Annotated in this window: 16 protein-coding genes and 1 pseudogene; 8 read left to right on the top strand and 9 right to left on the bottom strand. The window is 68.5% G+C overall.

Annotated features, from left to right (window positions below; translation table 11 throughout):
- The first annotated feature begins 15 nt into the window (after positions 1-15).
- Positions 16-999 carry a porphobilinogen synthase gene (gene hemB / locus QNO00_RS04820; protein ID WP_229965003.1) on the top strand — a complete coding sequence of 328 codons (984 nt, stop codon included), beginning with the start codon at positions 16-18 and terminating at the stop codon, positions 997-999.
- Positions 999-2336 (top strand): glutamate-1-semialdehyde 2,1-aminomutase, encoded by a 1338-nt coding sequence (gene hemL / locus QNO00_RS04815; RefSeq protein ID WP_284023805.1) that lies wholly within the window; start codon positions 999-1001, stop codon positions 2334-2336. The genes hemB and hemL overlap by 1 nt, the downstream gene beginning before the upstream one ends.
- Before the next feature lie 101 nt (positions 2337-2437).
- Here hemL and QNO00_RS04810 read toward each other — a convergent pair whose 3' ends face one another.
- The 4 genes and pseudogenes from QNO00_RS04810 to QNO00_RS04795 all read right to left on the bottom strand — a co-directional run bounded on the left by QNO00_RS04810 (position 2438) and on the right by QNO00_RS04795 (position 6291).
- Positions 2438-3277 (bottom strand): MetQ/NlpA family ABC transporter substrate-binding protein, encoded by an 840-nt coding sequence (locus tag QNO00_RS04810; RefSeq protein ID WP_229965005.1) that lies wholly within the window; start codon positions 3275-3277, stop codon positions 2438-2440.
- 339 nt (positions 3278-3616) lie between these two features.
- Positions 3617-4294 (bottom strand): annotated as a pseudogene (locus QNO00_RS04805) (methionine ABC transporter permease); the annotation flags it as partial.
- Complete coding sequence (locus QNO00_RS04800; RefSeq protein ID WP_229965006.1) at positions 4291-5280, bottom strand: methionine ABC transporter ATP-binding protein; 990 nt, start codon at positions 5278-5280, stop codon at positions 4291-4293. The pseudogene QNO00_RS04805 and the gene QNO00_RS04800, both read right to left, overlap by 4 nt.
- A 327-nt stretch (positions 5281-5607) precedes the next feature.
- Positions 5608-6291 (bottom strand): 3'-5' exonuclease, encoded by a 684-nt coding sequence (locus tag QNO00_RS04795; protein WP_229965068.1) that lies wholly within the window; start codon positions 6289-6291, stop codon positions 5608-5610.
- A gap of 73 nt (positions 6292-6364) precedes the next feature.
- Between QNO00_RS04795 and QNO00_RS04790 the strand changes: the two genes are divergently transcribed.
- Genes QNO00_RS04790 through QNO00_RS04780 form a run of 3 tightly spaced genes read left to right on the top strand, consistent with a single transcriptional unit; the run spans position 6365 to position 13619 of the window.
- Positions 6365-6769 (top strand): MGMT family protein, encoded by a 405-nt coding sequence (locus QNO00_RS04790; RefSeq protein WP_284023804.1) that lies wholly within the window; start codon positions 6365-6367, stop codon positions 6767-6769.
- Positions 6766-10089 carry an ATP-dependent helicase gene (locus tag QNO00_RS04785; RefSeq protein ID WP_284023803.1) on the top strand — a complete coding sequence of 1108 codons (3324 nt, stop codon included), beginning with the start codon at positions 6766-6768 and terminating at the stop codon, positions 10087-10089. Before QNO00_RS04790 ends, QNO00_RS04785 begins: the two co-directional genes overlap by 4 nt.
- Entirely contained in the window at positions 10086-13619 is a 3534-nt protein-coding gene (locus QNO00_RS04780) for an ATP-dependent helicase (RefSeq protein ID WP_284023802.1), read from the top strand. The genes QNO00_RS04785 and QNO00_RS04780 overlap by 4 nt, the downstream gene beginning before the upstream one ends.
- Positions 13620-13751: 132 nt before the next feature.
- Here the strand turns inward: QNO00_RS04780 and QNO00_RS04775 are convergent, their stop codons facing one another.
- The 4 genes from QNO00_RS04775 to QNO00_RS17295 form a co-directional block, all read right to left on the bottom strand.
- Complete coding sequence (locus tag QNO00_RS04775; protein WP_284023801.1) at positions 13752-14441, bottom strand: hypothetical protein; 690 nt, start codon at positions 14439-14441, stop codon at positions 13752-13754.
- Complete coding sequence (locus QNO00_RS04770; protein WP_284023800.1) at positions 14438-15367, bottom strand: ABC transporter ATP-binding protein; 930 nt, start codon at positions 15365-15367, stop codon at positions 14438-14440. The genes QNO00_RS04775 and QNO00_RS04770 overlap by 4 nt, the downstream gene beginning before the upstream one ends.
- Positions 15364-15750: a GntR family transcriptional regulator gene (locus QNO00_RS04765; RefSeq protein ID WP_229965012.1), complete on the bottom strand. Its 387-nt coding sequence runs from the start codon at positions 15748-15750 to the stop codon at positions 15364-15366. The genes QNO00_RS04770 and QNO00_RS04765 overlap by 4 nt, the downstream gene beginning before the upstream one ends.
- Positions 15751-16228: 478 nt before the next feature.
- Entirely contained in the window at positions 16229-17746 is a 1518-nt protein-coding gene (locus QNO00_RS17295) for a macrolide 2'-phosphotransferase (RefSeq protein WP_349643465.1), read from the bottom strand.
- 141 nt (positions 17747-17887) lie between these two features.
- Here QNO00_RS17295 and nudC point away from each other — a divergent pair, with 141 nt between their 5' ends.
- Together nudC and QNO00_RS04750 are read left to right on the top strand one after the other, a co-directional pair.
- Entirely contained in the window at positions 17888-18853 is a 966-nt protein-coding gene (gene nudC, locus QNO00_RS04755) for an NAD(+) diphosphatase (RefSeq protein ID WP_284023799.1), read from the top strand.
- Positions 18850-20967 (top strand): ATP-dependent DNA helicase UvrD2, encoded by a 2118-nt coding sequence (locus tag QNO00_RS04750; RefSeq protein WP_284023798.1) that lies wholly within the window; start codon positions 18850-18852, stop codon positions 20965-20967. The genes nudC and QNO00_RS04750 overlap by 4 nt, the downstream gene beginning before the upstream one ends.
- A gap of 52 nt (positions 20968-21019) precedes the next feature.
- Here the strand turns inward: QNO00_RS04750 and QNO00_RS04745 are convergent, their stop codons facing one another.
- Positions 21020-22090 carry a ThiF family adenylyltransferase gene (locus tag QNO00_RS04745; RefSeq protein WP_284023797.1) on the bottom strand — a complete coding sequence of 357 codons (1071 nt, stop codon included), beginning with the start codon at positions 22088-22090 and terminating at the stop codon, positions 21020-21022.
- A 266-nt stretch (positions 22091-22356) separates the two neighbouring features.
- Between QNO00_RS04745 and QNO00_RS04740 the strand changes: the two genes are divergently transcribed.
- Positions 22357-22995, top strand: coding sequence for a M48 metallopeptidase family protein (locus QNO00_RS04740; RefSeq protein WP_284023796.1), 639 nt, complete (start codon positions 22357-22359; stop codon positions 22993-22995).
- Positions 22996-23132 lie beyond the last annotated feature (137 nt).

Genomic DNA, 23132 nt, shown 5'->3' with positions numbered 1-23132 from the left:
GGAAGGCAGAACACCATGAGCTTCCCCCAGCACCGTCCGCGCCGGCTGCGCACCACCCCCGCCATGCGGCGGCTGACCGCAGAGTTCCGGCTGGATCCCGCCGAGCTGATCCTTCCGGCCTTCGTCCGCGAGGGCCTGACCGAGCCCAATCCGCTGGCCTCGATGCCCGGCGTCGTGCAGCACACGCTGGACAGCCTGAAGAAGGCGGCCGCGGAAGCGGTGGACCTGGGCGTCGGCGGCATCATGCTCTTCGGCATCCCGGCCGAGCGGGACGCCGTCGGCAGCGCCGGAACTGATCCGAACGGCATCCTGAACCGCGGCATTGCCGCCGTCCGCGAGGAGGTGGGCGACGAGCTCGTCATCATGAGCGACGTCTGCCTGGATGAGTTCACCGACCACGGGCACTGCGGCGTCCTGGATGCACAGGGCCGGGTCGACAACGACGCCACGCTGGAAATCTACGGCCGCATGGCCGTGGAGCAGGCCCGGGCCGGGGCCCATGTGCTGGGCCCGTCCGGCATGATGGACGGCCAGATCGCCGTGATTCGGCGCGCCCTGGACGAGGCCGGTCACACCGATGTGTCGCTGTTCGCTTACGCCGCCAAGTACGCCTCCGCCTTCTACGGGCCGTTCCGCGAAGCCGTGGACTCCCAGTTGAAGGGGGACCGGCGCACCTACCAGATGGACGCCGCCAACCGCCGTGAGGCCCTGGTGGAAGTGGAACTGGACCTTGAAGAGGGCGCCGACATGGTGATGGTCAAGCCGGCCATGAGCTACCTCGACGTGCTGGCCGATGTGGCCGCCATGTCACCGGTGCCCGTGGGTGCTTACCAGATCTCCGGCGAGTACGCGATGATTGAAGCCGCTGCCGCCAACGGCTGGATTGACCGCCGCCGCGCGATTGAAGAGTCGGTCCTTGGCATCAAGCGGGCCGGCGCGAACATGATTCTCACCTACTGGGCCACCGAACTGGCGGCCTGGCTGAAGGAAAGCAAGTAATGACTTCACCTGCAACAGCCACCTCCTCCCAGGAGCTCTTCGACCGTGCCCGGGCCCTGATGCCCGGCGGCGTGAACTCGCCGGTGCGGGCCTTCGGGTCCGTCGGCGGCACACCCCGGTTCATGGTCTCGGCCAAGGGACCCTACATCACCGATTCCGAGGGCCGCGAGTACGTGGACCTGGTCTGCTCCTGGGGGCCGGCCCTGGTGGGGCATTCCCATCCGGACGTGCTGGCTGCCGTGCACGCCGCCGTCGACAACGGGCTGTCCTTCGGAGCCTCCACCCCGGCTGAGGCCGAGCTGGCCCAGCTGGTGATGGACCGGGTGCCGGCCGTGAAGCGTCTGCGCATGGTCTCCACCGGCACCGAAGCCACCATGACCGCCGTTCGGCTGGCCAGGGGCTTCACCGGCCGCAACCTGATCATCAAGTTCGCCGGGTGCTACCACGGCCATCTTGACGGTCTGCTGGCCGCCGCCGGCTCGGGCCTGGCCACGCTGGCCCTGCCCGGATCCGCCGGCGTCACCGAAGCGACAGCCGCCGAAACGCTGGTGCTGCCGTACAACGACGTCGCGGCCGTGGAGGCTGCCTTCGCCGAGCACGGTGCGAACATCGCCGCCGTCATCACCGAAGCCGCCCCCGCGAACATGGGCGTGGTGACACCGGAGCCCGGCTTTAATGCGGCGCTTTCCCGGATCACCGCCGAACACGGGGCGCTGCTGATCCTGGATGAAGTGCTGACCGGATTCCGCACCGGACCTGCCGGCTACTGGGGGCTCACGGGCGGCGCCGCCGACGCAGCCGAGCCCTGGGCGCCGGATCTGTTCACCTTCGGCAAGGTCATTGGCGGCGGCATGCCCGTCGCCGCCCTGGGCGGCCGTGCCGATGTCATGGACTACCTGGCACCGCTGGGACCGGTCTACCAGGCCGGAACCCTGTCCGGCAATCCGATCGCCATGGCGGCCGGCGTTGCCACGCTGCGCGCCGCCACCGCCGAGGTCTACGCCACCGTGGACGCCCGCTCCGCCGAGCTCTCAGCAGCGGTGTCCGCGGCTCTGGACGCGGCCGGCGTGGACCACAGCATCCAGCGGGCCGGCAACCTGTTCAGCGTCGCCTTCGGCACCTCGGCCACCGGCGTGCACAACTACGAGCAGGCCCAGGCCCAGCAGGCCTTCCGCTACAAGCCGTTCTTCCACTCGATGCTGGATGCCGGCGTTTACCTGCCGCCGTCGGTCTTCGAGGCCTGGTTCCTCTCCGGCGCGCACGACGACGCCGCGATGGAACGCATTTACGCAGCGCTGCCGGCGGCCGCGAAGGCTGCCGCCGACGCCCAGCCGTAGGTCCCGCGCCCGGGATCCAAACGGATCAGAAAAGCCCCGCACCGGTCAGAACCGGTGCGGGGCTTTTCTTTTTCAGCGGGGTGGTGGACTACCGGGCAGCCTTAGAAGGCGGCGGTGACGTCACCGTTGGGCCAGGTTTCCTCGATGAAGGTCTTGACCTCGGGGGAGTGCAGCAGCTCTTCGAGCTTGTCGATGCGGGCGTCCTTGTTGCCGGTCTTCCAGGCCACGAAGTTGGCGTACGGGTTGTCCTCGACGGATTCCACCAGCAGAGCATCATCGGTGCTCAGGCCGGCGGCCAGGATGTAGTTGCCGTTGAGGATTGCCAGGTCAACGGTGGGATCGCTCAGGTCGTTGACCAGCAGTTCCGGCTGGTTCTCGACAAAGTCCAGGCCCTTGGGGTTCTGCTCGTCGGTCAGGGCGAGCACCGAGGCGTCGTCCTCGATGTTCTCCAGCAGGCCGGCCTCTTCCAGGAGCGTCAGCGCGCGGGCCTGGTTGGACGGGTCATTGGTGATGGCGATGCGGGCGCCGTCGCCGACGGCCGAGATGTCCTCGTGCTTTTCCGAGAACACTGCGTACGGCTCCACGTGGACGCCGGCGCCGTGTTCAAAGTCGTAGCCCTGCGACTCGACCTGGGACTCGAAGTACGGCAGGTGCTGGTAGTAGTTGGCGTCCAGCGAGCCGTCATCCAGGGCGATGTTCGGAGTGACGTAGTCGTCGAATTCCTTGATTTCCAGGTCCAGGCCCGCGTCGGCAGCCAGGTTGTCGTCAACGTACTGGAGGATCTGGGCGTGGGGCAGCGGGCTGGCGCCCACCGTCAGGGTCGCCGGGTTGGCCGGGTCCAGGGAATCGACGGAGGTGGAAGCTTCTTCCGAGCTTCCACAGGCCGACAGCGCCAGGGCCGCGGCCACACCGGTGGCAACAAGGGTCAGAGATTTACGCATCGGATGCGTTCCTTTCAAGTGACCCGGGTCGGGAGACTTCCGGCCCGGACAGGGAGCAGCTAGCGGCTACTGGCTGCAGATTCGCGGGCGCCGCCCGCGGAGAGCGGGGCGGCGGCCCGGAAAGCGGAGGTGGCAACGGGATTGCCGGACGGGCGTCGGGCGTCAGCGGGACGTCCGGGTGCCGGAGTTGCCGCGGCCGCCTTCGGCGGCGGCCTCGGGGGAGGCTTCGGCGGCGGCGAGCTCGTCCGACGGCTGGCCGGACCGGGCGGAGGCGCCGACAGACGCGGCCGCGGCGGCTGCCTGCGGACGGCGGCGGCGTTTGCCGGAGCCGCCGGCCGAGCGGTGGTCCACCCGGCGGGCAACGATGTCGCCGGTGATCTGGATGATCTGGACAATCGCCACGATCACAATGATGGTGACCACCATGACGCCGCTGTCGAAGCGCTGGACGCCGTAGTTGTAGGCCAGCCGGCCCAAACCGCCGCCGCCGACGATGCCGGCCATGGCCGAGTAGCCGACCAGGGTCACCATGGTGGTGGTCAGGGCGGCTACCAGCCCGGGCATGGCTTCGGGCAGCAGGACCTTGGTGACAATCTGCATTTTGGTGGAACCCATCACCAGTGCGGCGTCGATCTTGCCGCCGGAGACGTCGCGGAGCGCGGTTTCCACCAGGCGGGCAAAGAACGGAATGGTGCCGATGCTCAGCGCCACGCAGGCGGCGATCGGTCCGATCGAGGTGCCGGTGATGATTCGGGCCAGCGGAATCAGCGTCACCATCAGGATGGCGAACGGAATCGAGCGGGTGATGTTCACGATCACTCCGCTGACGATCCTGTTGGTCACCGGCAGCGGACGCAGGCCGCCGGGTGCGCTGGTGTGCAGGAAAATGCCCAGCGGCAGGCCGATCAGCAGTGTCACCAACCCGGAAATGGCGACCATCTGCAGCGTTTCCAGAATGGATTCGGGCAGTGCCTTGGTGATTCCGGGGTTGTTCAGGAGTTCAGTAAGGAAGTTCATGCGGCCACCTCCACGGCAACGCCCTGGTCGGCGAGATAGTCGGTAACGGCTCTCATGTCAGTGTGGACATCGAGCTGGATGCGCAGCCGGCCGAAGCGGCGGCCCGCGAGGGTCTCCACGGAACCGGCCAGGACGTTGACGTCGGTGTCGAAGCGCCGGGTCAGGGCGGAGAGCACCGGCTCGGTGGCGTTGCCGCCGGTGAGCAGGAGCTCCAGGACCGGACCGGTCGGGTCCCCGGGAAGGATGGGGGTGGCCGGCAGCGGGATGAGCTGCTTCGCCAGCCGGCCGCCCAGGTTCGAGGCGACCTCGTTCAGGGCGCCGTGCTCCGCCACGCGTCCGGCTTCAAGCAGGGAGACGGAGTCGCAGATGCGCTTCACGACGTTCATTTCGTGCGTGATGATCAGCACCGTCAGCCCCAGGCGGTGCGACAAATCAGCGATGAGGTCGAGGATGTCGTCGGTGGTGGCCGGATCCAGTGCGGAGGTGGGCTCGTCGCAGAGCAGGATGTCCGGGTCCGACGCCAGGGCGCGGGCAATGCCCACACGCTGCTTTTGGCCACCGGACAGCTGCGCCGGATAGGCGCCGCCGAAGCTTTCCAGGCCGACCAGGCGCAGCAGGTCGGAAACCTTGTCCTGGATGACCTGTTTCTTGGCGCCGGCCAGTTCGAGGGGGTGGGCAATATTCGCTGCCGCGGTGCGGGAGTCCATCAGGTTTGCGTGCTGGAACACCATGCCGATGCGGCGCCGCGCGGTGCGGATCTCGGAGTCCTTCACCGCTGTCAGTTCCCGGCCGTCGATGGTTACCGAGCCCGACGTCGGCCGGTCCAGCAGCGTGAGGCAACGCACCAGCGTTGACTTGCCGGCGCCGGAGTGCCCGATGATCCCGTGAATGGATCCCTTGGGCACGCTCAGGCTGACGCCGTCGAGCGCGGTGACGTCGCGGTCGCCCTGGCGGTATACCTTGCGCAGGTCGGTAACTGTGATCATTGATCCTCGTGGTCTACGTAGGGGGCCGGCCAGTGGCCGGTTGCCCGCGGCGGATGTGATGGGGCACGTCCGGGGCCGGGCCTGGGGAGGTGTCTGCCAATCCCGTGGCACGAGGCGCCGGGTCCGCAGGAGCGCCCCTGCCACGGGGGTCTCCAGGGCACGCCTGGGGCGCCATCAGCGCCTAACACAGGTGCAAGTATCTCATGCAGAGGGCTCAGGACATGATTCATGCCGATGTATGAAGCAGGCTTCCTTTATGTTGCGTCCTGTGACTCACGGTATTGCCTTCCGGCTGCGTGGATGACCCGTCCTGCCCGGGCGCGGAAGTCAGGCGCGGGCGGGCCAGGAGCCGTCCACCACGGCTGCCGGGTCCTTGCGCCTCAGATAGTCCTGGAAGCTGGCGGCCTGTGCGCCGGCCCAGCCGATCTGCGCCTGGTGCAGCGCTCCGGCGTCGCCGTGCAGCGCGGGATAGCGTCCGGCCATGGCGCGGGCAACGCCCAGCGTGGCCATGACATCCGCCGCAGAGGTGTGGGCGTTCTCGAACCCGACACCGTAGTGCTCGGTCAGGGCGGTGAGAGTGCGCTTGCCGCGGCGGTACCGGTCCACCTGCTTGTCCAGGATGTAGGGGTCGATCACCGGAGCGGGTGCCGGCGCGGTCAGGTTGAAGCGTTCGCATTCCCGGTTCAGGACGGTGAAGTCGTAGCAGGCGTTGAAGGCCAGGACCGGGATGCCGGCGGCAAACATGCCTCCGAGCACGCCGGCGATTTCAGCGGTCACCTCAGGCGCGGGGCGGCCTTCGGCCCGGGCACGCTCGGTGCTGACGCCGTGGATGGCGGCGGCTTCGGCGGGGATGTCCTCCTCGACTGCGGCGAGCCACTCGTGGTGCTGCAGAATCTCCCCCTGTCCATTGACGAGAATGATGGAGGCGGTGACGATGCGTGCGGTGTGCGGATCGCGGCCGGTGGTCTCAAGATCAAAGGCCGCGTGGGGGAGTTCATGCCAGCTGTTCATGAAATAAACGTACCGGCGGGCACCGACAATCGAAGATTCAGGGGTCCGCGCCGTGCGGACTAGGCTGGTGGACATGCGGAATGAGTATGTCGAGGCGGTCCGTTCCGTCACTGCGCTGATCCCGGCAGGGCGGGTCCTCTCGTACGGGGATGTTGCTGAGATCCTGGACTCAGGCGGTCCCCGGCAGGTGGGCGCCGTCCTGTCCCGCAACGGATCCGGCCTGCCCTGGTGGCGGGTGATCCGCGCGGGCGGCGAGCCGCCGCGCTCTCACGAACTCCGGGCCCTGGAACAGTACCGCAGCGAGGGCACACCGCTGTCGGGGACGCCCGACGACGACGGCGGGGGCTACCGCGTGCGGATCGCAGCGGCACGGTGGTTCCCCACGGAAAAGGACTGGACAGTGATCGAGGGCGTCCGGACCGGGCTCGCCGGGCACGGAACGGGAATGTCAGCGGGACGTGATGAAGTAGAGGCATGAGCGTAAAACTGCAACTGGTTGGGCCGTCGGCCGGAACCGCCAAAGCACCGCAGCTGAGCCCGGACCAGCAGGCCATTGTCGACCTGCCCGCCGGCAGCGGCCCGGTCCTGGTCCTGGGTGCTCCCGGCACCGGCAAATCCACGGTCCTGGTGGAGGCGGCAGCCGCGCGGATCAGCCGCGGCCTGGATCCGGCCGGCCTGCTGCTGCTTGCGCCCACCCGCCTGGCAGCGGCAGCCCTGCGCGATTCGCTCTCCGCCAGGTTGCAGGGCACACTCAGCACCTCGCCGGCACGCACCTGGGCCTCATACGCCTTCGACCTGATCCGGCGGGCCAAGGCCGAAGGACGGCTGCCGTACATCACCCGCGCACCGAAGCTGCTCTCCGGCGCCGAGCAGGACGTCATCATCAAGGAGCTCCTGGAAGGACACGGCCAGCAGGGCGTGCCCGCCCTGCCCTGGCCCGATTCCCTTGATCTCGCGCTTCCCACCCGGGGGTTCCGGCAGGAGATCAGGCAGCTTTTCGACCGCATCATCGAATACGGCATCTCCGCCGAAGAAGTGGCCGACCTGGGGCGGCGGCACCGCCGCCCGGACTGGGTTGCCGCCGGGGCGCTCTACGCGGAGTACCGAGACGTCCTGGACATCCGCATGCCGGAGGCCTTCGACCCCTCCGGCATCATCACCACGGCGCTGCAGATCCTGGAATCGGACCCCGAGTTCCTGGCGGCGGAACAGGCCCGCCAGCAGCTGATCCTCGTCGATGACCTGCAGGAGGCCAACCCTGCCATCCACGCCCTGCTGGGACTGCTGGCAGGTGGCCGGGACACACTGGTGACTGCCTGCCCGGACACCGTGGTCCAGGGTTTCCGCGGCGCCCGGCCGGATCTGCTGGGCAAGCTCGGCGACTCGCTGGGGGAAGGCCTGCAGACCTTCGTCCTGTCCGGACCGCACCGGCTCACCGGGTCGGTTGCTTCCGCGTGGCTGCGGACCGCTTCCCGGATCTCCGTGGTCGGGCAGCTTCCCCGTTACCGGGCGGCGGTCCTGCCTGCCGCTGCGGAGCAGGAGACGGGCGGCGAAGATCCAGGCGGCGAAGATCCCAGCGGCGAAGGGACAGCCGCGGGGGAAGCTGCACCTGCCGGCCGTGCCGAGGCGCACGTTGTCGATTCCTCCATGCATGAACTGCGCTACATTGCCCAGCGCATCCTTGAGGCCCAGCTCCTGGACGGACGAAGCCTGGAAGACATCGCCGTGATCGTGCGCACCGGCGGCCAGCTGGCCCGCATCCAGCGCTACCTCAGCGGGCAGGGCATTGATGTGAAGGTTCCCGTCGCGGAAAAAGCGGTGCGGGATGAAGCAGCAGTTCGGCCGCTGCTGGAAGCCTTCGCCATCGTCCTGGATCCGGACCTGCTGACGCCCGAGACCGCGGTCTCGCTGCTCACCTCGCGGATCGGCGGCGCGAGCTCGATCGAACTGCGCCGCCTGCGCCAGTCGCTGCGCCGGGAGGAAATGCGCGGAGGAGGCGGACGCACCAGCGACGCCCTGCTGGTCGAGGCACTGCTCGATCCGCTCTCGCCCAGTGGCCTGGCGCTCGCCGGGCTGTCCTGGGAAGCACGATCGGCGCAGCGCACTGCAGCCATGCTGCGGGCCGGACGCACCGCCGCGGAACAGCCCGGAGCCACCGCTGAAACCGTTCTGTGGGCCCTCTGGTCCGCCTCCGGGTGGTCCAAGAAGTGGGCGGACACCGCCCTCTCCGGCGGCCCCGCCGGTGCCCGCGCCGACCGGGACCTGGATGCGATCATGGCCCTGTTCCAGACCGCTGAACGCTATGTGGACCAGCTGCCCGGTTCCACGCCCGCGCAGTTCCTGGAGTACCTCACCAGTTCCGAGCTGCCCATGGACACCCTCGCCGCACGTGCCCAGCGCCGGGACGCCGTGGAACTGCTCACTCCCGCCAGTGCGGCCGGCCGGGAATGGCCGATGGTGATTGTTGCCGGAGTGCAGGACGGCGTCTGGCCCAACCTGCGCCTGCGCGGTGAGCTGCTGGGCAGCGGGGACCTCGTCGCCGCGATCGAGCACGGCGACGGCTTCGCCAAGCACCGCAGCCCGCAAACGTTGATGCACGCCATCCGGCACGATGAACTCCGCAGCTTCTCCACCGCCGTCTCACGTGCCCGCGAGCTGCTGATCTGCACGGCTGTGTCCTCCGACGATGAGCAGCCGTCGGCGTTCCTGGATTTGGTGGAACCGCTCCCGCCCCAAGCGGTGAAACGGGAACGCACCGAGGTCCTGCGTCCGCTGACGCTGCGCTCCCTCGTGGCGGAACTGCGTGCCTACACCCAGCAGGCCGAGGACAAGCCGGAGCTGGCCGGCGAGGCGGTGCATCATCTGGGCACCATGCTCAACCACCCGGTCCGGGTGCCCGGCGCCGCGCCGTCCGAGTGGTGGGGCCTCTGCGACCTGTCCACCGACGCTCCCGTCATCCCCGAGGAAACCTCCATTCCGGTGTCGCCGTCCAAGGTCGACGCCGTGCTGAAGTCACCGTTGAGCTGGTTCGTGTCCGCCGCGGGCGGTGAACAGGCCACCGACTTCGCCCGGTCGCTGGGCACCTTGGTGCATCAGATCGCCCAGGACCTGCCTGACGCTTCAGGCAGCGAATACGTCCAGGAACTCCAGCGGCGCTGGCCCACCCTGGGGATGAAGGACAACTGGGAAGGCAAGCTGGATTTCCGGCGGGCCGAGACCATGGTGCGCAAGCTCGCCGCGTATGTCATCAGCATGCGCCAGGAAGGGCGGTCCCTGGTGGATGTGGAGCGGGACTTCGCCGCCGAGGTGCCGGTCGAGATCCGCGGGCAGGAACGGACCGCCCTGCTGCGCGGGCAGATCGACCGGCTGGAGATCGACGGCGAGGGTCGGCTGTTCATCGTTGACCTCAAGACCGGCAAGTCCGCTCCCAAGGGGGCCGACCTGGAAAACCATCCACAGCTGGCCGCCTACCAGGAAGCCGTCCGGGAGGGGGCGGTGAACCGCGAAATGCCGGCGCCCGGAAACGCCGACTCCAGCGCTCCGGAGCCGTCCCGGCCCGGAGGCGCCGCCCTGGTCCAGCTGGGCACCACCAGCAAATCGGTGGCCGTGCAGCAGCAGCCGCCGCTGGATCCGGAAGACACCCGCGCCCGGGACATGGTCCGCGAAGCCGCGGCGCTGATGTCCGACTCCACATTCGAGACGGTGCACGATCCCACCCGGGGCAGCTTCGGCGGCCACGGCTGCCGGCTGCCCGAAATCTGCCCGCTGTGCCCCGAAGGAAAGCAGGTCACCGAATGAGTGCCTCCCTGACCGAGACGCTTCCGCCCGAGATTCCCCCGGCTCCGCGCTACTCCGCCCGGGAGCTGGCCGAAATGCTGCACACCGACCCGGCGAATCCCGTGCAGTATCCGACGCCTGATCAGATTGGCATCATCGAGGCGCCCCTGGAGCCGCTGCTGGTCATCGCCGGCGCCGGTTCCGGCAAAACCAAAACCATGGCTGACCGGGTGGTGTGGCTGGTGGCCAACCAACTGGTGCGCCCGGAACAGATCCTCGGCGTGACCTTTACCCGCAAGGCTGCCGGGGAACTCGACAGCCGGATTCGGCAGCGCCTTGACCTGCTGTACCGGGTCCTGGCCAGCGGCACCGCGGATCCCGGCCTCATCCCGCCGGGACTCGAAACCGACGAGGCTGAGGATGCCCGGCTGGATCCCGCCGTTTCCACGTACCACTCCTACGCCAACGGCATCGTCAACGACTACGGGCTGCGCCTGGGCGTGGAGCGCGATTCCGTCATGCTGGGCGGCGCGCAGTCCTGGCAGCTCGCCACAGAAGTGGTTGAGGCGTATGCGGGCGACTTTGAGCACTTCACCGCAGCGAAGTCGACCCTGGTCAACGGGGTCCTGCAAATGGCCGGGGAATGCGCAGAACACCTCACGAGCCCCGCGGAAGTCCGCGAACACCTGACCGCTCACCTCGAGGCCGTCAGCCGGCTGCCGTACCTGGCGGGCAAGCCCAAGGCAGCCACAGCCGCCGTGCAGAAACTCATGGACCGGCTGCGCACCCGGATTTCCGTCACCGAGCTGGTTGAAGCGTACCGGCGCGCAAAGTTCGAACGCCGGCAGCTGGACTTCGGCGACCTGGTGGAAATGGCAGCCACGATCGCCGCCACCATCCCCGAGGCGGTGGAGATGGAGCGGGCCAAGTACAAGGTGGTGCTGCTGGACGAGTTCCAGGACACCTCGCACGCCCAGATGGTGCTCTTCTCCCAGCTGTTCGGAGACGGCCGCGCCGTGACCGCGGTCGGTGATCCGCACCAGTCGATCTACGGCTTCCGCGGCGCCTCGGCCGGCCAGCTGGGCACCTTCCGGGACCAATTTCCGCTGTTCCTCCCGGACGGCTCACGCGCCTTGGCGCCCGTCGCCAACCTCTCCGTCGCCTGGCGCAACTCCACGGCCATCCTGGCCACGGCCAACGCCGTGTCAGCGCCCTTGAACACCGTTGCCCCCTGGCTGTCCAAGCAGCGCCTGCCGCATGTTCCCGAGCTGCAGGCAAAGCCCAAAGCGCCGGTGGGAGAGGTCTACCTCGGGCGCTACCTGGCTGACGTTTCAGTTCCCGCCGCGGACGAGGCCGAAGCCATCCTCGGCGAGGCCGACGCCGTCGCCGACCAGGTGCTGGCGCATCGGAACCGCTGGTTTGAAAAGGACGACGCCGGCCAGCCGCTGCATCCCACTGTGGCGGTCCTGTGCCGCGGCCGCAAACAGTTCGGTCCCATCCGGGAAGCGCTGGAAGCGCGGGGCATCCCGGTGCAGATTGTCGGGCTGGGCGGGCTGCTGTCCACCCCGGAAGTGGTGGATGTGCTGGCGGTGCTCCGGGTGCTCGGCGACCCGGGCCGGTCCGACTCCATGCTGCGGATTCTGGCCGGGGCACGCTGGCGGATTGGTCCGGCGGACCTGATGGCGCTGGCGGACTGGTCCCGGCACCTGGTCCGGGTCCGCGAGCACGCGATGTCCGTCGCCGACGCCGCGGACGTTCACCGGCCGGACGAGCAGCCGGACGGCGCCGACACCGTTGTGGAGGCGGACATGGCCGAGGCCGGGTCGCTGGTCGAAGCCGTCGACTCGCTGCCGCGTCCGGAGTGGGTCTCCAGCGCCGGGCGGTCGCTTTCGGCGGAAGGACTGCGTCGGCTGAAGCTGTTGCGTGACGAGCTGCGGGACCTGCGCAGCTACGTGGGGGAGGACCTCACAACGCTCATCGGCGAAGTCGAGCGGCGCATCCTGCTGGACATCGAGGTGGCCGCGAAACCCGGCGTCTCCATCCACGAGTCCCGCCGCAACCTCGATGCCTTCATCGATGCCGCCGCAACCTTCAGCTCATCTTCCGAACGCGTGGACCTCACGGCCTTCCTGGCCTGGCTGGAGGCGGCCAACGACGAGGAAAACGGACTGCCCGTCACGCAGCTGGAGGCCAGCCGGGAAGCTGTTCAGCTGCTGACCGTCCACGCCTCCAAGGGGCTGGAATGGGACGTCGTGGTGGTGCCCGGCCTGAACGAGGGGCAATTCCCCAATGACCGGGATTCGCGCTGGAGCAGCGGCGAGGGGTCCATTCCCTGGCCGCTGCGCGGAGACGCACCCGACCTGCCGCAGTGGGATTGGGAGCAGGAGGACCAGAAGGGCTGGGTGGACAGCGAAAAGCTCTTCAGCGAGGACGCGCGCGGGCATGCGGAGCGCGAGGAACGCCGCCTCGCCTATGTGGCCTTTACCCGCGCCAAGTTCGTGCTGATCTGCACGTCCAGTGTCTGGGGCGGCGGGCGGTCGAAGCCGACGGCAGTCTCGCGTTATCTCCAGGATCTTTACGAGCTCGGTGCGGCCGGCGCTCCGGGCTTCACCCTCCTCTCCTGGGTCCAGCCCGGCGAGGAAGGCGATTCCAACCCGGCCAACGCCGATGTGCAGCGGCAGAAATGGCCGATTGACCCCTTGGGGAACCGGCGCGCACGGATGCAGGCTGCAGCGGCAGCGGTGATGGACGCGGCGGCGCGCCAGGCCGGGCGGGTCGGCCAGTCGGAGATCGACATCCTGGCCGGGGAGGGACTGCCGGAGGAAGAGGTCCATGAGTCCTCCCCGAGCGTGTTTGAACCCACCCGGTGGGCGCGTGAAGTGGAGCTTGTCCTGGCCCGGCACCGGCCGCCGAACGAGGTGGTGGAGGTTGAATTGCCCGCGCACATCTCTGCCTCGCTGCTGGTGGACCTGAAGGACGACCCTGACGAGGTCACCCGGCAGCTGCGGCGCCCCGTGCCGCGGGAACCGGGAATGGCGGCGCGCAAGGGCACCGCCTTCCATGCCTGGGTGGAGGAATTCTTCGGTTCCAGCGGCATGCTGGACATCGACGAGCACCCCGGGGCAGCCGATGCCTACGTGGACGAGGCCTACCAGCTGGAAGACATGATCGCCACATTCGAGTCTTCGCCGTGGGCCCAGCGCACTCCGGCCTTCATCGAGGTGCCAGTGGAAACCCGGGTGGACGCGGTGGTGGTGCGCGGCCGCATCGACGCCGTCTTCCAGGACGCCGACGGCACCTGGGACCTGATCGACTGGAAGACGGGCGCACCGCCCTCCAAGGACAAGCTGGCGGTCCGAGCGGTGCAGCTGGCGGTATACCGGCTGGCCTGGGCGCGGCTGAAGCGGGTGCCGTTGGAGAAGGTCAACGCCGCGTTCTACTACGTGGCGTCGGACAAACTGATCCGTCCGTTCAATCTCCTCGGCGAGGAGGACCTCGAAGAGATCATCCGGGCGGCCAACTCTTCCTCACAGAAGGCTCAGACGAGGTAGAAGGCTCAGACGAGCCCGGATGAGCCCCGGTCAGAACGGTGCCGCCGTCCCCGTGCGGGGCGGCGGCACCTTTCCGGGGGCACCTTTCCGGCGGCACCTTTCCCAAGTCCGGCGGGCGTAGGTCGACCGGTGCTAGGGGATGGCCCGGCGCAGGGTGCCGTAGGACCCGGCGGCCAGGACCACGCCCCCGAGAAGGAGCCAGCCGGTCAGTGCGAGCGGCGTGAGCCGGACGAACCAGGCTCCCACCTCTGCCCAGGATTGGGTCCAGGTCGCCGCCGCGACGGCCCCCAGCAGGACCAGGGCGAGGCCGATGACCGCCGCCATCAGGCCCGTCATGCGCCAGCGCTTATAGACGGTGGCGAACCAGAAACCGAACATGAACAGGAGGGTCGACAGCGCAAAGTACAGCAGGATCTGCGTGTGCCAGGCGGATTCTGCAATCCACGGCAGGGCGAAGACGTGGGCGTTAATGCCCCAACCGCCGGTGGCTTCCTCCACCAGGCCGAGCAGCCAGTAGAGCACACCCAGTCCAAGCGCCATCACCGCAAAGAGGCCAAGGGTTCCCAGGTAGAAGGAGCGTCGGCTGACGCTCATGGCCTGCGAGAACGGGAAGGTCAGTATTAGTGCCTGCACCCCGATGCTGAGGAAATACCACATGACCGCCTGTCCGGCGAAGGACATCCGAGATGATCCGGTGTCCGGGATGAGCGCCAGGATGGCCAACGCGACCAACGTGGACACAACCAGAATGATGGCGGGGACGCCGAGGTAGATCCATTTGTTGAGCAGCTGCATGCGCGCCACTGCTAGGGCCCGGTTCATTGCAGTACCTCCAGATTCTTGTCATTCTGCTCGGACGGTGGCCCGTAGGCTTCGTTGGCCTTCAGGGTCCGCCGGATAATCAATTGCTGCAGGGACACCGGTGCCAGTTCCAGGCCCAGCTCCCGGGCACGCTCGCGGTCGTCGTCGGACAACGGGGCATCGACCGTGACCGAGGACAGGGCGCCCAGTCCGTCCCGGTGAAGCACCGTCCTGTTGTCCACAAACTGTTCCACCGCCGCGGCCTGGCCGGCGACGGCGAAGGCAGAGCCGGTGACGGCCTCCACCTCGTCGTCCATGACGATGCGTCCGTGATCGATGACGATGACGTGTTCCAGCAGGTTTGCCACTTCATCAATCAGGTGTGAGGACAGAATGACGGTCCGGGGATGGTCGGCGAAATCTGTCAGCAGCCGGTCGTAAAACAATTGCCGCGCCACGGCATCCAGGCCCAGGTACGGTTCGTCAAAAAAGGTCAGCTCGGCCCGGGAGGCCAGGCCGATGATCACTCCGACCGCTGAGAGCTGGCCGCGGGAGAGTTTCTTAATCCGCTGTTTGCGCGGACTGGGCAGTTGGAAGTCCTCCAGCAGAGTCTGTGCCAGGTCCTTGTCCCAGTGGGGAAAGAACAGTGCCGCCGCGTCCAACGCGTTGCGGATCGTGAAGTCGTCCGGATACTTCTGCGATTCCCGGACGAAGCAGAGCCGTGACAGGACCTGCTCGTTTTCGAACGGGTCGGAGCCGAAGACCCGCACGTCTCCGGAGCTGGCGAATGCCTGTGCGGTGAGGATGGACATCAGCGTGGTCTTGCCTGCGCCGTTACGGCCCAGAAGGCCGTAAATCCGGTTGGCCTGAAGATTCAGGGTCACGTCGTCCAGGGCCAGCTGGTCCCGGTAGCGGCGGGTGAGGCCGCGGGTCTCTATGACGTTCATGGTGCCGGGGTCCCTTCGTGTTCGACGGCACTGCGGTGAATGTGTTCGGTGAGTTCCGCGACGCCGATTCCCAGTTTTCGTGCTTCGTCGGCGACGGGTTGGACATACTGCCGGTAGAACTGTTCACGGCGCTTGTCGAGCACGACAGTGCGGGCTCCCGGGGCCACGAACATCCCGATGCCGCGCCGCTTGTACAGCAGGCCTTCGTCAACCAGCAGGTTGATGCCCTTGGCAGCAGTTGCCGGATTAATCCGGTAGAAAGCGGCGATCTCATTGGTCGAGGGCACCTGGCTCTCTTCGGCCAGCACACCGTCCAGGATGTCCCCTTCAACGCGTTCGGCAACCTGCCAGAAGATGGGGCGGGCGTCATCAAACGCGCTCATGGATTGGGCCTGCAGTTCATGGTGGCCTCGGTTCACGGGCCGGAATCGCAGTGGCAGCCGATGGCGGTCCATTGGTTAGTTGGTGATGTAGCTAACCATAGAACCGGTGCGTGTCCGCCGAAAAGGGGAAAGCGAAAGAATTTTTGCAGGTTTCCGCAGCGGACACGGGCGGGCTTGCGGGGAACCGACGGGCACGGACGGGCCCGCCGTCGTACCGGGCGCCGGCCTTGCCGTGACCGCCGGTACGGCCGCCCCGTGAACGTGACGGGATCCTGCGGCAGCCCGAGCCGTCTGACCAAAGGCCCTCCTGCACGTGTTCCCAGTCTCTGTGGCGGGTGAGCCCTCGCGGGGTCACATCCGCCCCATCAGGCAACAAAGAGTGGGAACCAGTGCGCACCCCGACTGGTGTTCCGCTGTGGACTGCTTTCCGGCGCGGACCGGGCATGCTGGAGCCTGAGGCGGCTCGTCTGCCGGTGCGTTACTTGGCTTTTCCGCGCTGCTTTGACACGGCATTCCGGCCGGCCTTGCCGGCCTTGCCGGCTTTTCCAGCTGTGCCGGGCTGACCGGCTTTGCCCGAGTCAGGCATTCCGGTTGCCCGCGGACCGGGGTTGGGCACCGGACCGGGGCCCGGCTTCGCTGCGGGCGGGGAACCGGCCGGCAGGACAGTAACCCGGGAGACGGGGTCGGTGGGGCCCCCGGCAACGGCGACGCCGGAGCTCTGGCCGACGGGATCCGCAGCCCCCTTCGGCGTGGCACCGGTCTCCGGCTCGACGTCGGCCTGCGGCTCGGCGCCGGCTACGGCTGACGTGCCTGCCGGCTCCGGAGAGGCGGCAGGGGATACGGCAGGAGAGACGGCGGCCGCAGCACCGGAGTCCGGTGAAATGGGCGTCACGCTGACCCGGGTTGACCCGGGGCTGACGGCGGGACCCTTGGACGGGACAGGCAGCGCCGCAGCCAGAGGGACCGAGGCGGCAGAGGCTTGCTCGGCGGACGCGGCGGCTTCGGCGGCGGCCCGCTCCGCGGAAACAGCGGCAGCCTTGGCCGCTGCCGCAGCTTCCGCTTCCTCGACCCTTGCCACAGCGTCCTGTTCCACGATGTCAGCTTCCAGCGTGGCCAGCATTTCCTCGGCCTCGGAGATCATCACCGAGTTTTCCGCAGCAACGCCGCGCACCAGCCACTGCGCCAGGGCGAATTCGGCGGACAGCGCCGCACGGCGGATCAGATGCGGGTCAGGAGTCTCCGGGCGTGCGGCGGTGTAGGCCGCGTGCACCGCGTCGGTGAAGGTGGGGTCGTTCGCGGCGATCAGCCACGCGAAGTCGTCTGCCGGATCGCCGATGCGGAGGTCCGTCCAGCCGGTGACCGCAGTGATGCGCCCGTTGGAGACCAGCAGGTTGTCCTCATGCAGGTCACCGTGCACCACTGAGGGATTGAACCGCCACAGGGTCACGTCCTCCAGGGCATGCTCCCACCGCCGCAGCAGCACCGGGGGGATCTTGCCCGTGGTGGCGGCCTGGTCCAACTCGTTGAGCTTGCGCTGCCGGAATTCATTTGCGGAGTAGCTGGGCAGGTCCGCGTCGTTCACCAGGTTCTGCGGAAGGCTGTGGATGGCGGCCATGGAGCGTCCCACTTCCGTGGGCAGGGCTCCGCCTTCGGCAACCAAGGAGTCGATGTCCCGGGTGGTCCCGGGCAGGTGGGAATAGACGAAGGTGCACAGGTCACCCTGCCGAACGGTTCCCGCCACGTGGGGGAGGGCGAACGGAAGCTCGGCGCGGACCGCGGGCACGAAGGCGCGGAGCACAAGGAGTTCGTTTTCCAGCCTCATGCTGGCATCAACGTGCTTGGGTGAACGAACCCGCCACTGCTTTCCTGCTTCGTCAACCAGTACCGCGGCGTCGAAGTCCGCGGCATCGTCGGGGGAGCCGGCAACGCCGGTGGGGGCCAGCCCGGGGACGGCGGCGCTGGCCATTGCGGCCAATTCCATGGGGGTGCGTTTCACATGTTCAACGGTAGAGGTAGATGTGGCACGAATAACCATAGGCTGGCGGCGAGTCGCGGGATGCGTGAGCAATAACTCACGCCGTGCAGGTAGCCGGGCTCCAACTACAGGTTGGGGGGTGCAAGTCAGTACGGTAGAGACATGAGCAGCCCAGCACCGCTAGCAGTTGTACCCCCTCTTGGAATTTTGCCGCTGGCCCGCACCGCAGTGGACCGCGGTTCGGACCGCCGCGTGGCAGCGGACCTGTTCGAACAGATCCGCGCCAACCCCGCCACCCGCGTCATGTACATGGCTGGCGGGAAGGCACTGATCAACGACACCGAGATGGTGCTTGCCCGGGTCGCGGAGAGCGGCTTCGGGGAGGTCCCCATCTACTTGGGCCGCACCCTGGCCGACGCACAGGAGCCGGCCGGCACCGACGTCGTTCTGGTCACGCTGGCCCGGGAGGATCCCGCGCTGGAGAACGACGGCGCCCGCTGGGCTTCGCTGCGCGACGTCGCCGTCCTGCTCGGCGAGCTCGATACCGCACTCTTCGTGGAAGCCGCTGCCGTCTCCAACTGGCATGCCACCCACACCCACTGCCCGCGCTGCGGCGCTCCCACCCTTCCTGAGCAGGGCGGCTGGGTCCGCCGGTGCACCGAGGACAACAGCCAGCACTTTCCGCGCACCGATCCGGCCATCATCGTGGCCATCACCGACCCCGAGGACCGGCTCCTGCTCGGTTCGGCAGCGGCCTGGAAGGGCAACCGCTACTCCACGCTGGCCGGTTTCGTCGAGCCCGGCGAATCCCTGGAGGGCGCGGTGATCCGCGAGGTCGCCGAGGAATCCGGACTGGTTGTCCACTCGCCGCAGTACCTGGGCTCGCAGCCCTGGCCGTTCCCGTGCTCCCTGATGCTGGGCTTCACCGCCCGGACCGAAGACGCCGCGGCAGCGGTGTCCGACGGCGTCGAAATCTCCGACGTGCGCTGGTTCACCCGGGAAGAGCTGGGGAACGCCGTGGCCAGCGGTGAGATCACGATTGCCGGCGGCATCTCCATCGCCCGGAACCTGATCGAGCGCTGGTACGGAGGCCCGATCGCCGAACCGCAGACCGAGGCCCGGGCATGAGCGAGAACTCCGCTGAAGCACGGATTCTTGCCGGACTCGATGACGAACAGCGGGAAGTGGCCACCTCCCTGACCGGGCCGCTGTGCGTCCTGGCCGGCGCGGGCACCGGCAAGACCCGGGCCATCACGCACCGCATGGCCTACGGCGTGCACACCGGCGTGTACAAGCCGCAGCGCGTGCTGGCGGTGACCTTCACCGCCCGGGCCGCCGCCGAGATGCGCACCCGGCTGCGCGACCTGGGCGCCGGCGGCGTGCAGGCCAAGACCTTCCACGCCGCAGCGCTGAAGCAGTTGCAGTACTTTTGGCCCCAGACGGTCGGCGGCCAGATGCCGGACCTGCTCAGCCACAAGGCCCAGTTCATCGCCGAAGCCGCCCGCCGGCTGCGGCTCTCCACCGACCGCGCCGCCATCCGCGACGTCGCGGCCGAAATCGAGTGGGCCAAGGTTTCCATGCTCACCCCGGAGAGCTACGTGTCGGCGGCCAAGGACCGGGATGCCCCCGCCGGGTTCGACCTCATCACGATTTCCCGCATCTTCCAGGCCTACGAAGACGTCAAGGTGGACCGCAACGTCATCGACTTCGAGGACGTGCTGCTGATCACCGTGGGGATCCTCCAGGAAGATCCCCGCGTGGCCGCGACGGTGCGCGACCAGTACCGGCACTTTGTGGTGGACGAGTACCAGGATGTGTCCCCGCTCCAGCAGCGGCTGCTGGACCTGTGGCTGGGCGGCCGCGACGAGCTGTGCGTGGTGGGCGACTCCAGCCAGACCATCTACTCCTTCACCGGCGCCACCTCCAAGCACCTTTTGGGCTTCCCCTCTCGCTTTCCGGAGGCTCCCATCGTGAAGCTGGTCCGGGACTACCGCTCCACGCCCCAGGTGGTGGGCCTGGCGAACCGGATCCTGGCCGCCCGCACGGCCGAGAGCGAGCGTTCCCGGTTCGCCCCTCCCTGGCCCAAACCGCTGGAACTGATTGCCCAGCGTCCGGCCGGCCCCGAACCGACCTTTACCGAATGCGCCGACGACGACGCCGAGGCCGCCTCCGTGGCCGAGCGCATCAAGGCACTGATCAAGGAGGGCGTGCAGCCCGCCGAGATCGCCATCCTGTTCCGCACCAACGGGCAGTCACAGGCCTACGAGCAGGCCCTGACCTCTGCCGGAATCGGCTACCAGCTGCGCGGCGGCGAGCGGTTCTTTGCCCGGCGCGAGGTGCGTGATGCCATCGCGCAGCTGCGCGCGGCGTCCCGGGCCGTGGGCAACGACCCGGTGCCGCAGCTGGTGCGGGACATCCTGGTGTCCCTGGGCTACAGCCCGGAGGCGCCCGCCGGCGGCGGCGCCGTCCGGGAGAAGTGGGAGTCACTGGCGGCCCTGGTATCCCTGGCCGACGAGCTGCACGCCAGCCGCACCCAGGACCCCGATGCAATCTTCACGCTCATGGATTTCGTTTCCGAGCTCGACGAGCGCGCTGCCTCCCAGCATGCCCCCACCGTGCAGGGCGTCACCCTGGCCTCGCTGCACTCGGCCAAGGGCCTGGAGTGGGACGCAGTGTTCCTCGTCGGCCTGAGCGAGGGCCTGATGCCGATTTCCTTTGCCGACACCCCCGAAGCGGTGGATGAGGAACGGCGGCTGCTCTACGTGGGCATCACCCGCGCCCGGGAGCACCTGCACCTGTCCTGGTCCACGGCGCGGACGCCCGGCGGGCGCGCCAACCGCAAGCCGTCCCGGTTCCTGGACGGCCTCCGCCCGCAGACGGCCCGCGACGCGCAGCGGGCAGTGGCTCCCAAACCCGCGTCGCGGCGCAAGGCCAGCGGCCCCGCCAAGTGCCGGATCTGCGGAACGCTGCTCACCACCGGTGCCGAACGCAAGGTGGGACGCTGCGGGGAATGCCCGGTGACCTATGAGGAAAGCACCTTTGACGCCCTGCGCGAATGGCGCCGGACCACAGCTTCCGAAGCCGGAGTGCCGGCCTTTGTCGTTTTCACTGATTCCACGCTGGTGGCTATCGCCGAGGACCGCCCGCCGTCCCTGAACCGGCTGGCCACCCTCCCCGGTGTTGGTCCCTCCAAACTGGAACGCTACGGTGAAGCCGTCCTGCGGGTCCTGGCGGATAACTAGCCGGCGGTCAGCCCTCCGGTGCTGTCCGCCGAAGCGGCGGACAGCAGAACCGTCAGGATGCCTGCGCGGGGGAGTCTCTTTGCTGCAGACGGCATCCGCAGTCCGGATGGAAGGACAGCCTTTTCAGTCCGGGATAGCCGTCGGCTGCGCGCAGCACCACCACCGCGGACCACGTGGCCGGCTGGACCACGCCGTCCAGGAACGCGAGCACCTGCCCGGCGGCGGCACCGGCGGCGGCAACGGCCCCGGCGGTTTCCTCCCCGGCCGGCGCGGCGTCGATCTGCTGCCGCCCGAGGGCATCTGCCGCGGAATACCAGGTGCTGTCGCCGTCGGCCAGCTGCCGGTCCAGGCACTCCAGACACGGGGTCAGCCCGGGAACAACCAGGGGACCGACGTCGACGCCGGTTTCCTGGACGGTGACCGCGAGATGCGGATGTTCCATCGCCGGAACACCTGCAGTCCGCCCGGCAATGGGCGGGGTGCCCACCCAGACTGACAGGTCCAGGTGCGCCGGCCGCGGTCCGGGATTCAGGGTGTTGGCGGTGAGGACCTGGATCGTGGGATCCAGGCGGTAGATGTGCCGCTTCACTGCCTGCGCCCGCAGCATGCCCTGATCCGTCAACGGATAGCCCGGCCCGACGTCGGCGGGGAGGACGGCGCCCGGATCGGCGAGCATCAGCGTCCCCACCCCCGCTCCGGCCAGGGTCCGGGCCAGCAGTGAGCCGATCCGGCCGAGCCCGTTGATTTCCACCGCAGCCCGGGATCGCCGCCGGACGATCATTGAGCCGTTCACGCGGTACGCGGCCGAGAGCCGGCTGCTGTCGGCGGCCAGCCGTTCCAGGCGCAGTGCCGGAACTGCGGGGTCGCCGGAACCGGCGGTGTCGGGGAAGGGCAGCAGGATGGCGGACAGCGCCTGGGTCAGGGCCCGGGCCCGTTGAGAGGGCACTGAATGACTGCGTGCTGCTGCCGATTCCGTGCCGTCGGGCAGCCCGTCGCGGAGGTCGGCCAGAAAGGCGAGGTCGCTGTCCCGCAGACCGCGCAGGACCAGGGCGTCCGGTCCCAGACCGTACTGCCGGGCCGAAGACGAGAGCGCCAAGACGTGAAGCCCGGGATTGATCCGCATGGGACCTCCTGCAGTGGATAGCCGGTCCGGCAGCAGGCGGGGATGGCCTGTGAGGCCATCTTGGCACGCGCGCCATCCGGGTTGGCAGGTTATCCACAGGGGCCGGGGCACCCCGGCGGCTCGCCTAGGGTTAAGGCATGCCTATAGGAGACGCGCGCCGCTCGAAACACCGTCAGGAACCGGGGCCCGGCACTCTGCCTTCCCCTCTGCCTTCCCCCGTGCCTTCCCCCGTGCCTTCCCCCGTGCCGTCCGCTCTGCCTTCCCCTATGCCTTCCCCCGTGCCCTCGGTGACCAGTACGGGAATTCCGATCGAAGTCCGCCGCTCAGCCAAACGCCGCCGGACGGTGAACGCCGCCTTCCGCGACGGAAAGGCCGTGATTTCGATACCGGGCCACTTCACGAAGACCCAAGAAGCGGAATGGGTCCGGCGGATGGTCACCCGGCTGGAGCAGCGCGCGGCACCGGCGCCGCCGTCCAATCCGCAGGCCCAAGCGGGGGAGCTGGCCGGTCGGGCTGCCGAGCTGTCCCGGCGCTACCTGCACGGAGCGGCGCAGCCGGTGTCGGTACGGTGGGTGACCAACCAGAATTCACGCTGGGGATCGGCCACGCCGGCCCGCGGAACCATCCGGCTTTCCGACAAGCTGCAGGGCATGCCCGCCTGGGTTGTTGACTATGTGCTGCTGCACGAGCTGGCACACCTGATCGAAGCTTCACATTCAGCCGCATTCTGGCGCTTGCTGGAGTCCTACCCGTACACGGAAACCGCCAAGGCCTACCTCCAGGGGGCGGCCTTCGCCAGCTCCCGGGGACTGGAGGGGGCCATGCAGGAAGACCAGGGCGCTGACGAGCCCGTGGTGCCGGATCTTGGCGACGACGCTAGGGGCGACGCCCAAGGACCCAGCTGACGCCGACCATATGCTGATGCCGAAGGACCCCGATTCAGGGACGCCGCTTAACGCAGCGGGGGGGGGGGGGGCCGCCCCGGGCGGGGGGGCGGGGGGGGGGGGGGGGGGGGGGGGGGCGGGGCGGGGGGGGGGGGGGC

Source organism: Arthrobacter sp. zg-Y1219, from assembly GCF_030125545.1.
GTDB lineage: Bacteria > Actinomycetota > Actinomycetes > Actinomycetales > Micrococcaceae > Arthrobacter_B.
This window is presented reverse-complemented; position numbering and strand designations above follow the sequence as displayed.

What these genes read in the sequence shown, in the direction of transcription:
- hemB (WP_229965003.1), top strand. Translation starts at nt 16, where the DNA reads ATGAGCTTCCCCCAGCACCGTCCGCGCCGGCTGCGCACCACCCCCGCC.
- hemL (WP_284023805.1), top strand. Translation starts at nt 999, where the DNA reads ATGACTTCACCTGCAACAGCCACCTCCTCCCAGGAGCTCTTCGACCGT.
- QNO00_RS04810 (WP_229965005.1), bottom strand. Translation starts at nt 3,277, where the DNA reads ATGCGTAAATCTCTGACCCTTGTTGCCACCGGTGTGGCCGCGGCCCTG.
- QNO00_RS04800 (WP_229965006.1), bottom strand. Translation starts at nt 5,280, where the DNA reads ATGATCACAGTTACCGACCTGCGCAAGGTATACCGCCAGGGCGACCGC.
- QNO00_RS04795 (WP_229965068.1), bottom strand. Translation starts at nt 6,291, where the DNA reads ATGAACAGCTGGCATGAACTCCCCCACGCGGCCTTTGATCTTGAGACC.
- QNO00_RS04790 (WP_284023804.1), top strand. Translation starts at nt 6,365, where the DNA reads ATGCGGAATGAGTATGTCGAGGCGGTCCGTTCCGTCACTGCGCTGATC.
- QNO00_RS04785 (WP_284023803.1), top strand. Translation starts at nt 6,766, where the DNA reads ATGAGCGTAAAACTGCAACTGGTTGGGCCGTCGGCCGGAACCGCCAAA.
- QNO00_RS04780 (WP_284023802.1), top strand. Translation starts at nt 10,086, where the DNA reads ATGAGTGCCTCCCTGACCGAGACGCTTCCGCCCGAGATTCCCCCGGCT.
- QNO00_RS04775 (WP_284023801.1), bottom strand. Translation starts at nt 14,441, where the DNA reads ATGAACCGGGCCCTAGCAGTGGCGCGCATGCAGCTGCTCAACAAATGG.
- QNO00_RS04770 (WP_284023800.1), bottom strand. Translation starts at nt 15,367, where the DNA reads ATGAACGTCATAGAGACCCGCGGCCTCACCCGCCGCTACCGGGACCAG.
- QNO00_RS04765 (WP_229965012.1), bottom strand. Translation starts at nt 15,750, where the DNA reads ATGAGCGCGTTTGATGACGCCCGCCCCATCTTCTGGCAGGTTGCCGAA.
- nudC (WP_284023799.1), top strand. Translation starts at nt 17,888, where the DNA reads ATGAGCAGCCCAGCACCGCTAGCAGTTGTACCCCCTCTTGGAATTTTG.
- QNO00_RS04750 (WP_284023798.1), top strand. Translation starts at nt 18,850, where the DNA reads ATGAGCGAGAACTCCGCTGAAGCACGGATTCTTGCCGGACTCGATGAC.
- QNO00_RS04745 (WP_284023797.1), bottom strand. Translation starts at nt 22,090, where the DNA reads ATGCGGATCAATCCCGGGCTTCACGTCTTGGCGCTCTCGTCTTCGGCC.
- QNO00_RS04740 (WP_284023796.1), top strand. Translation starts at nt 22,357, where the DNA reads ATGCCTTCCCCCGTGCCCTCGGTGACCAGTACGGGAATTCCGATCGAA.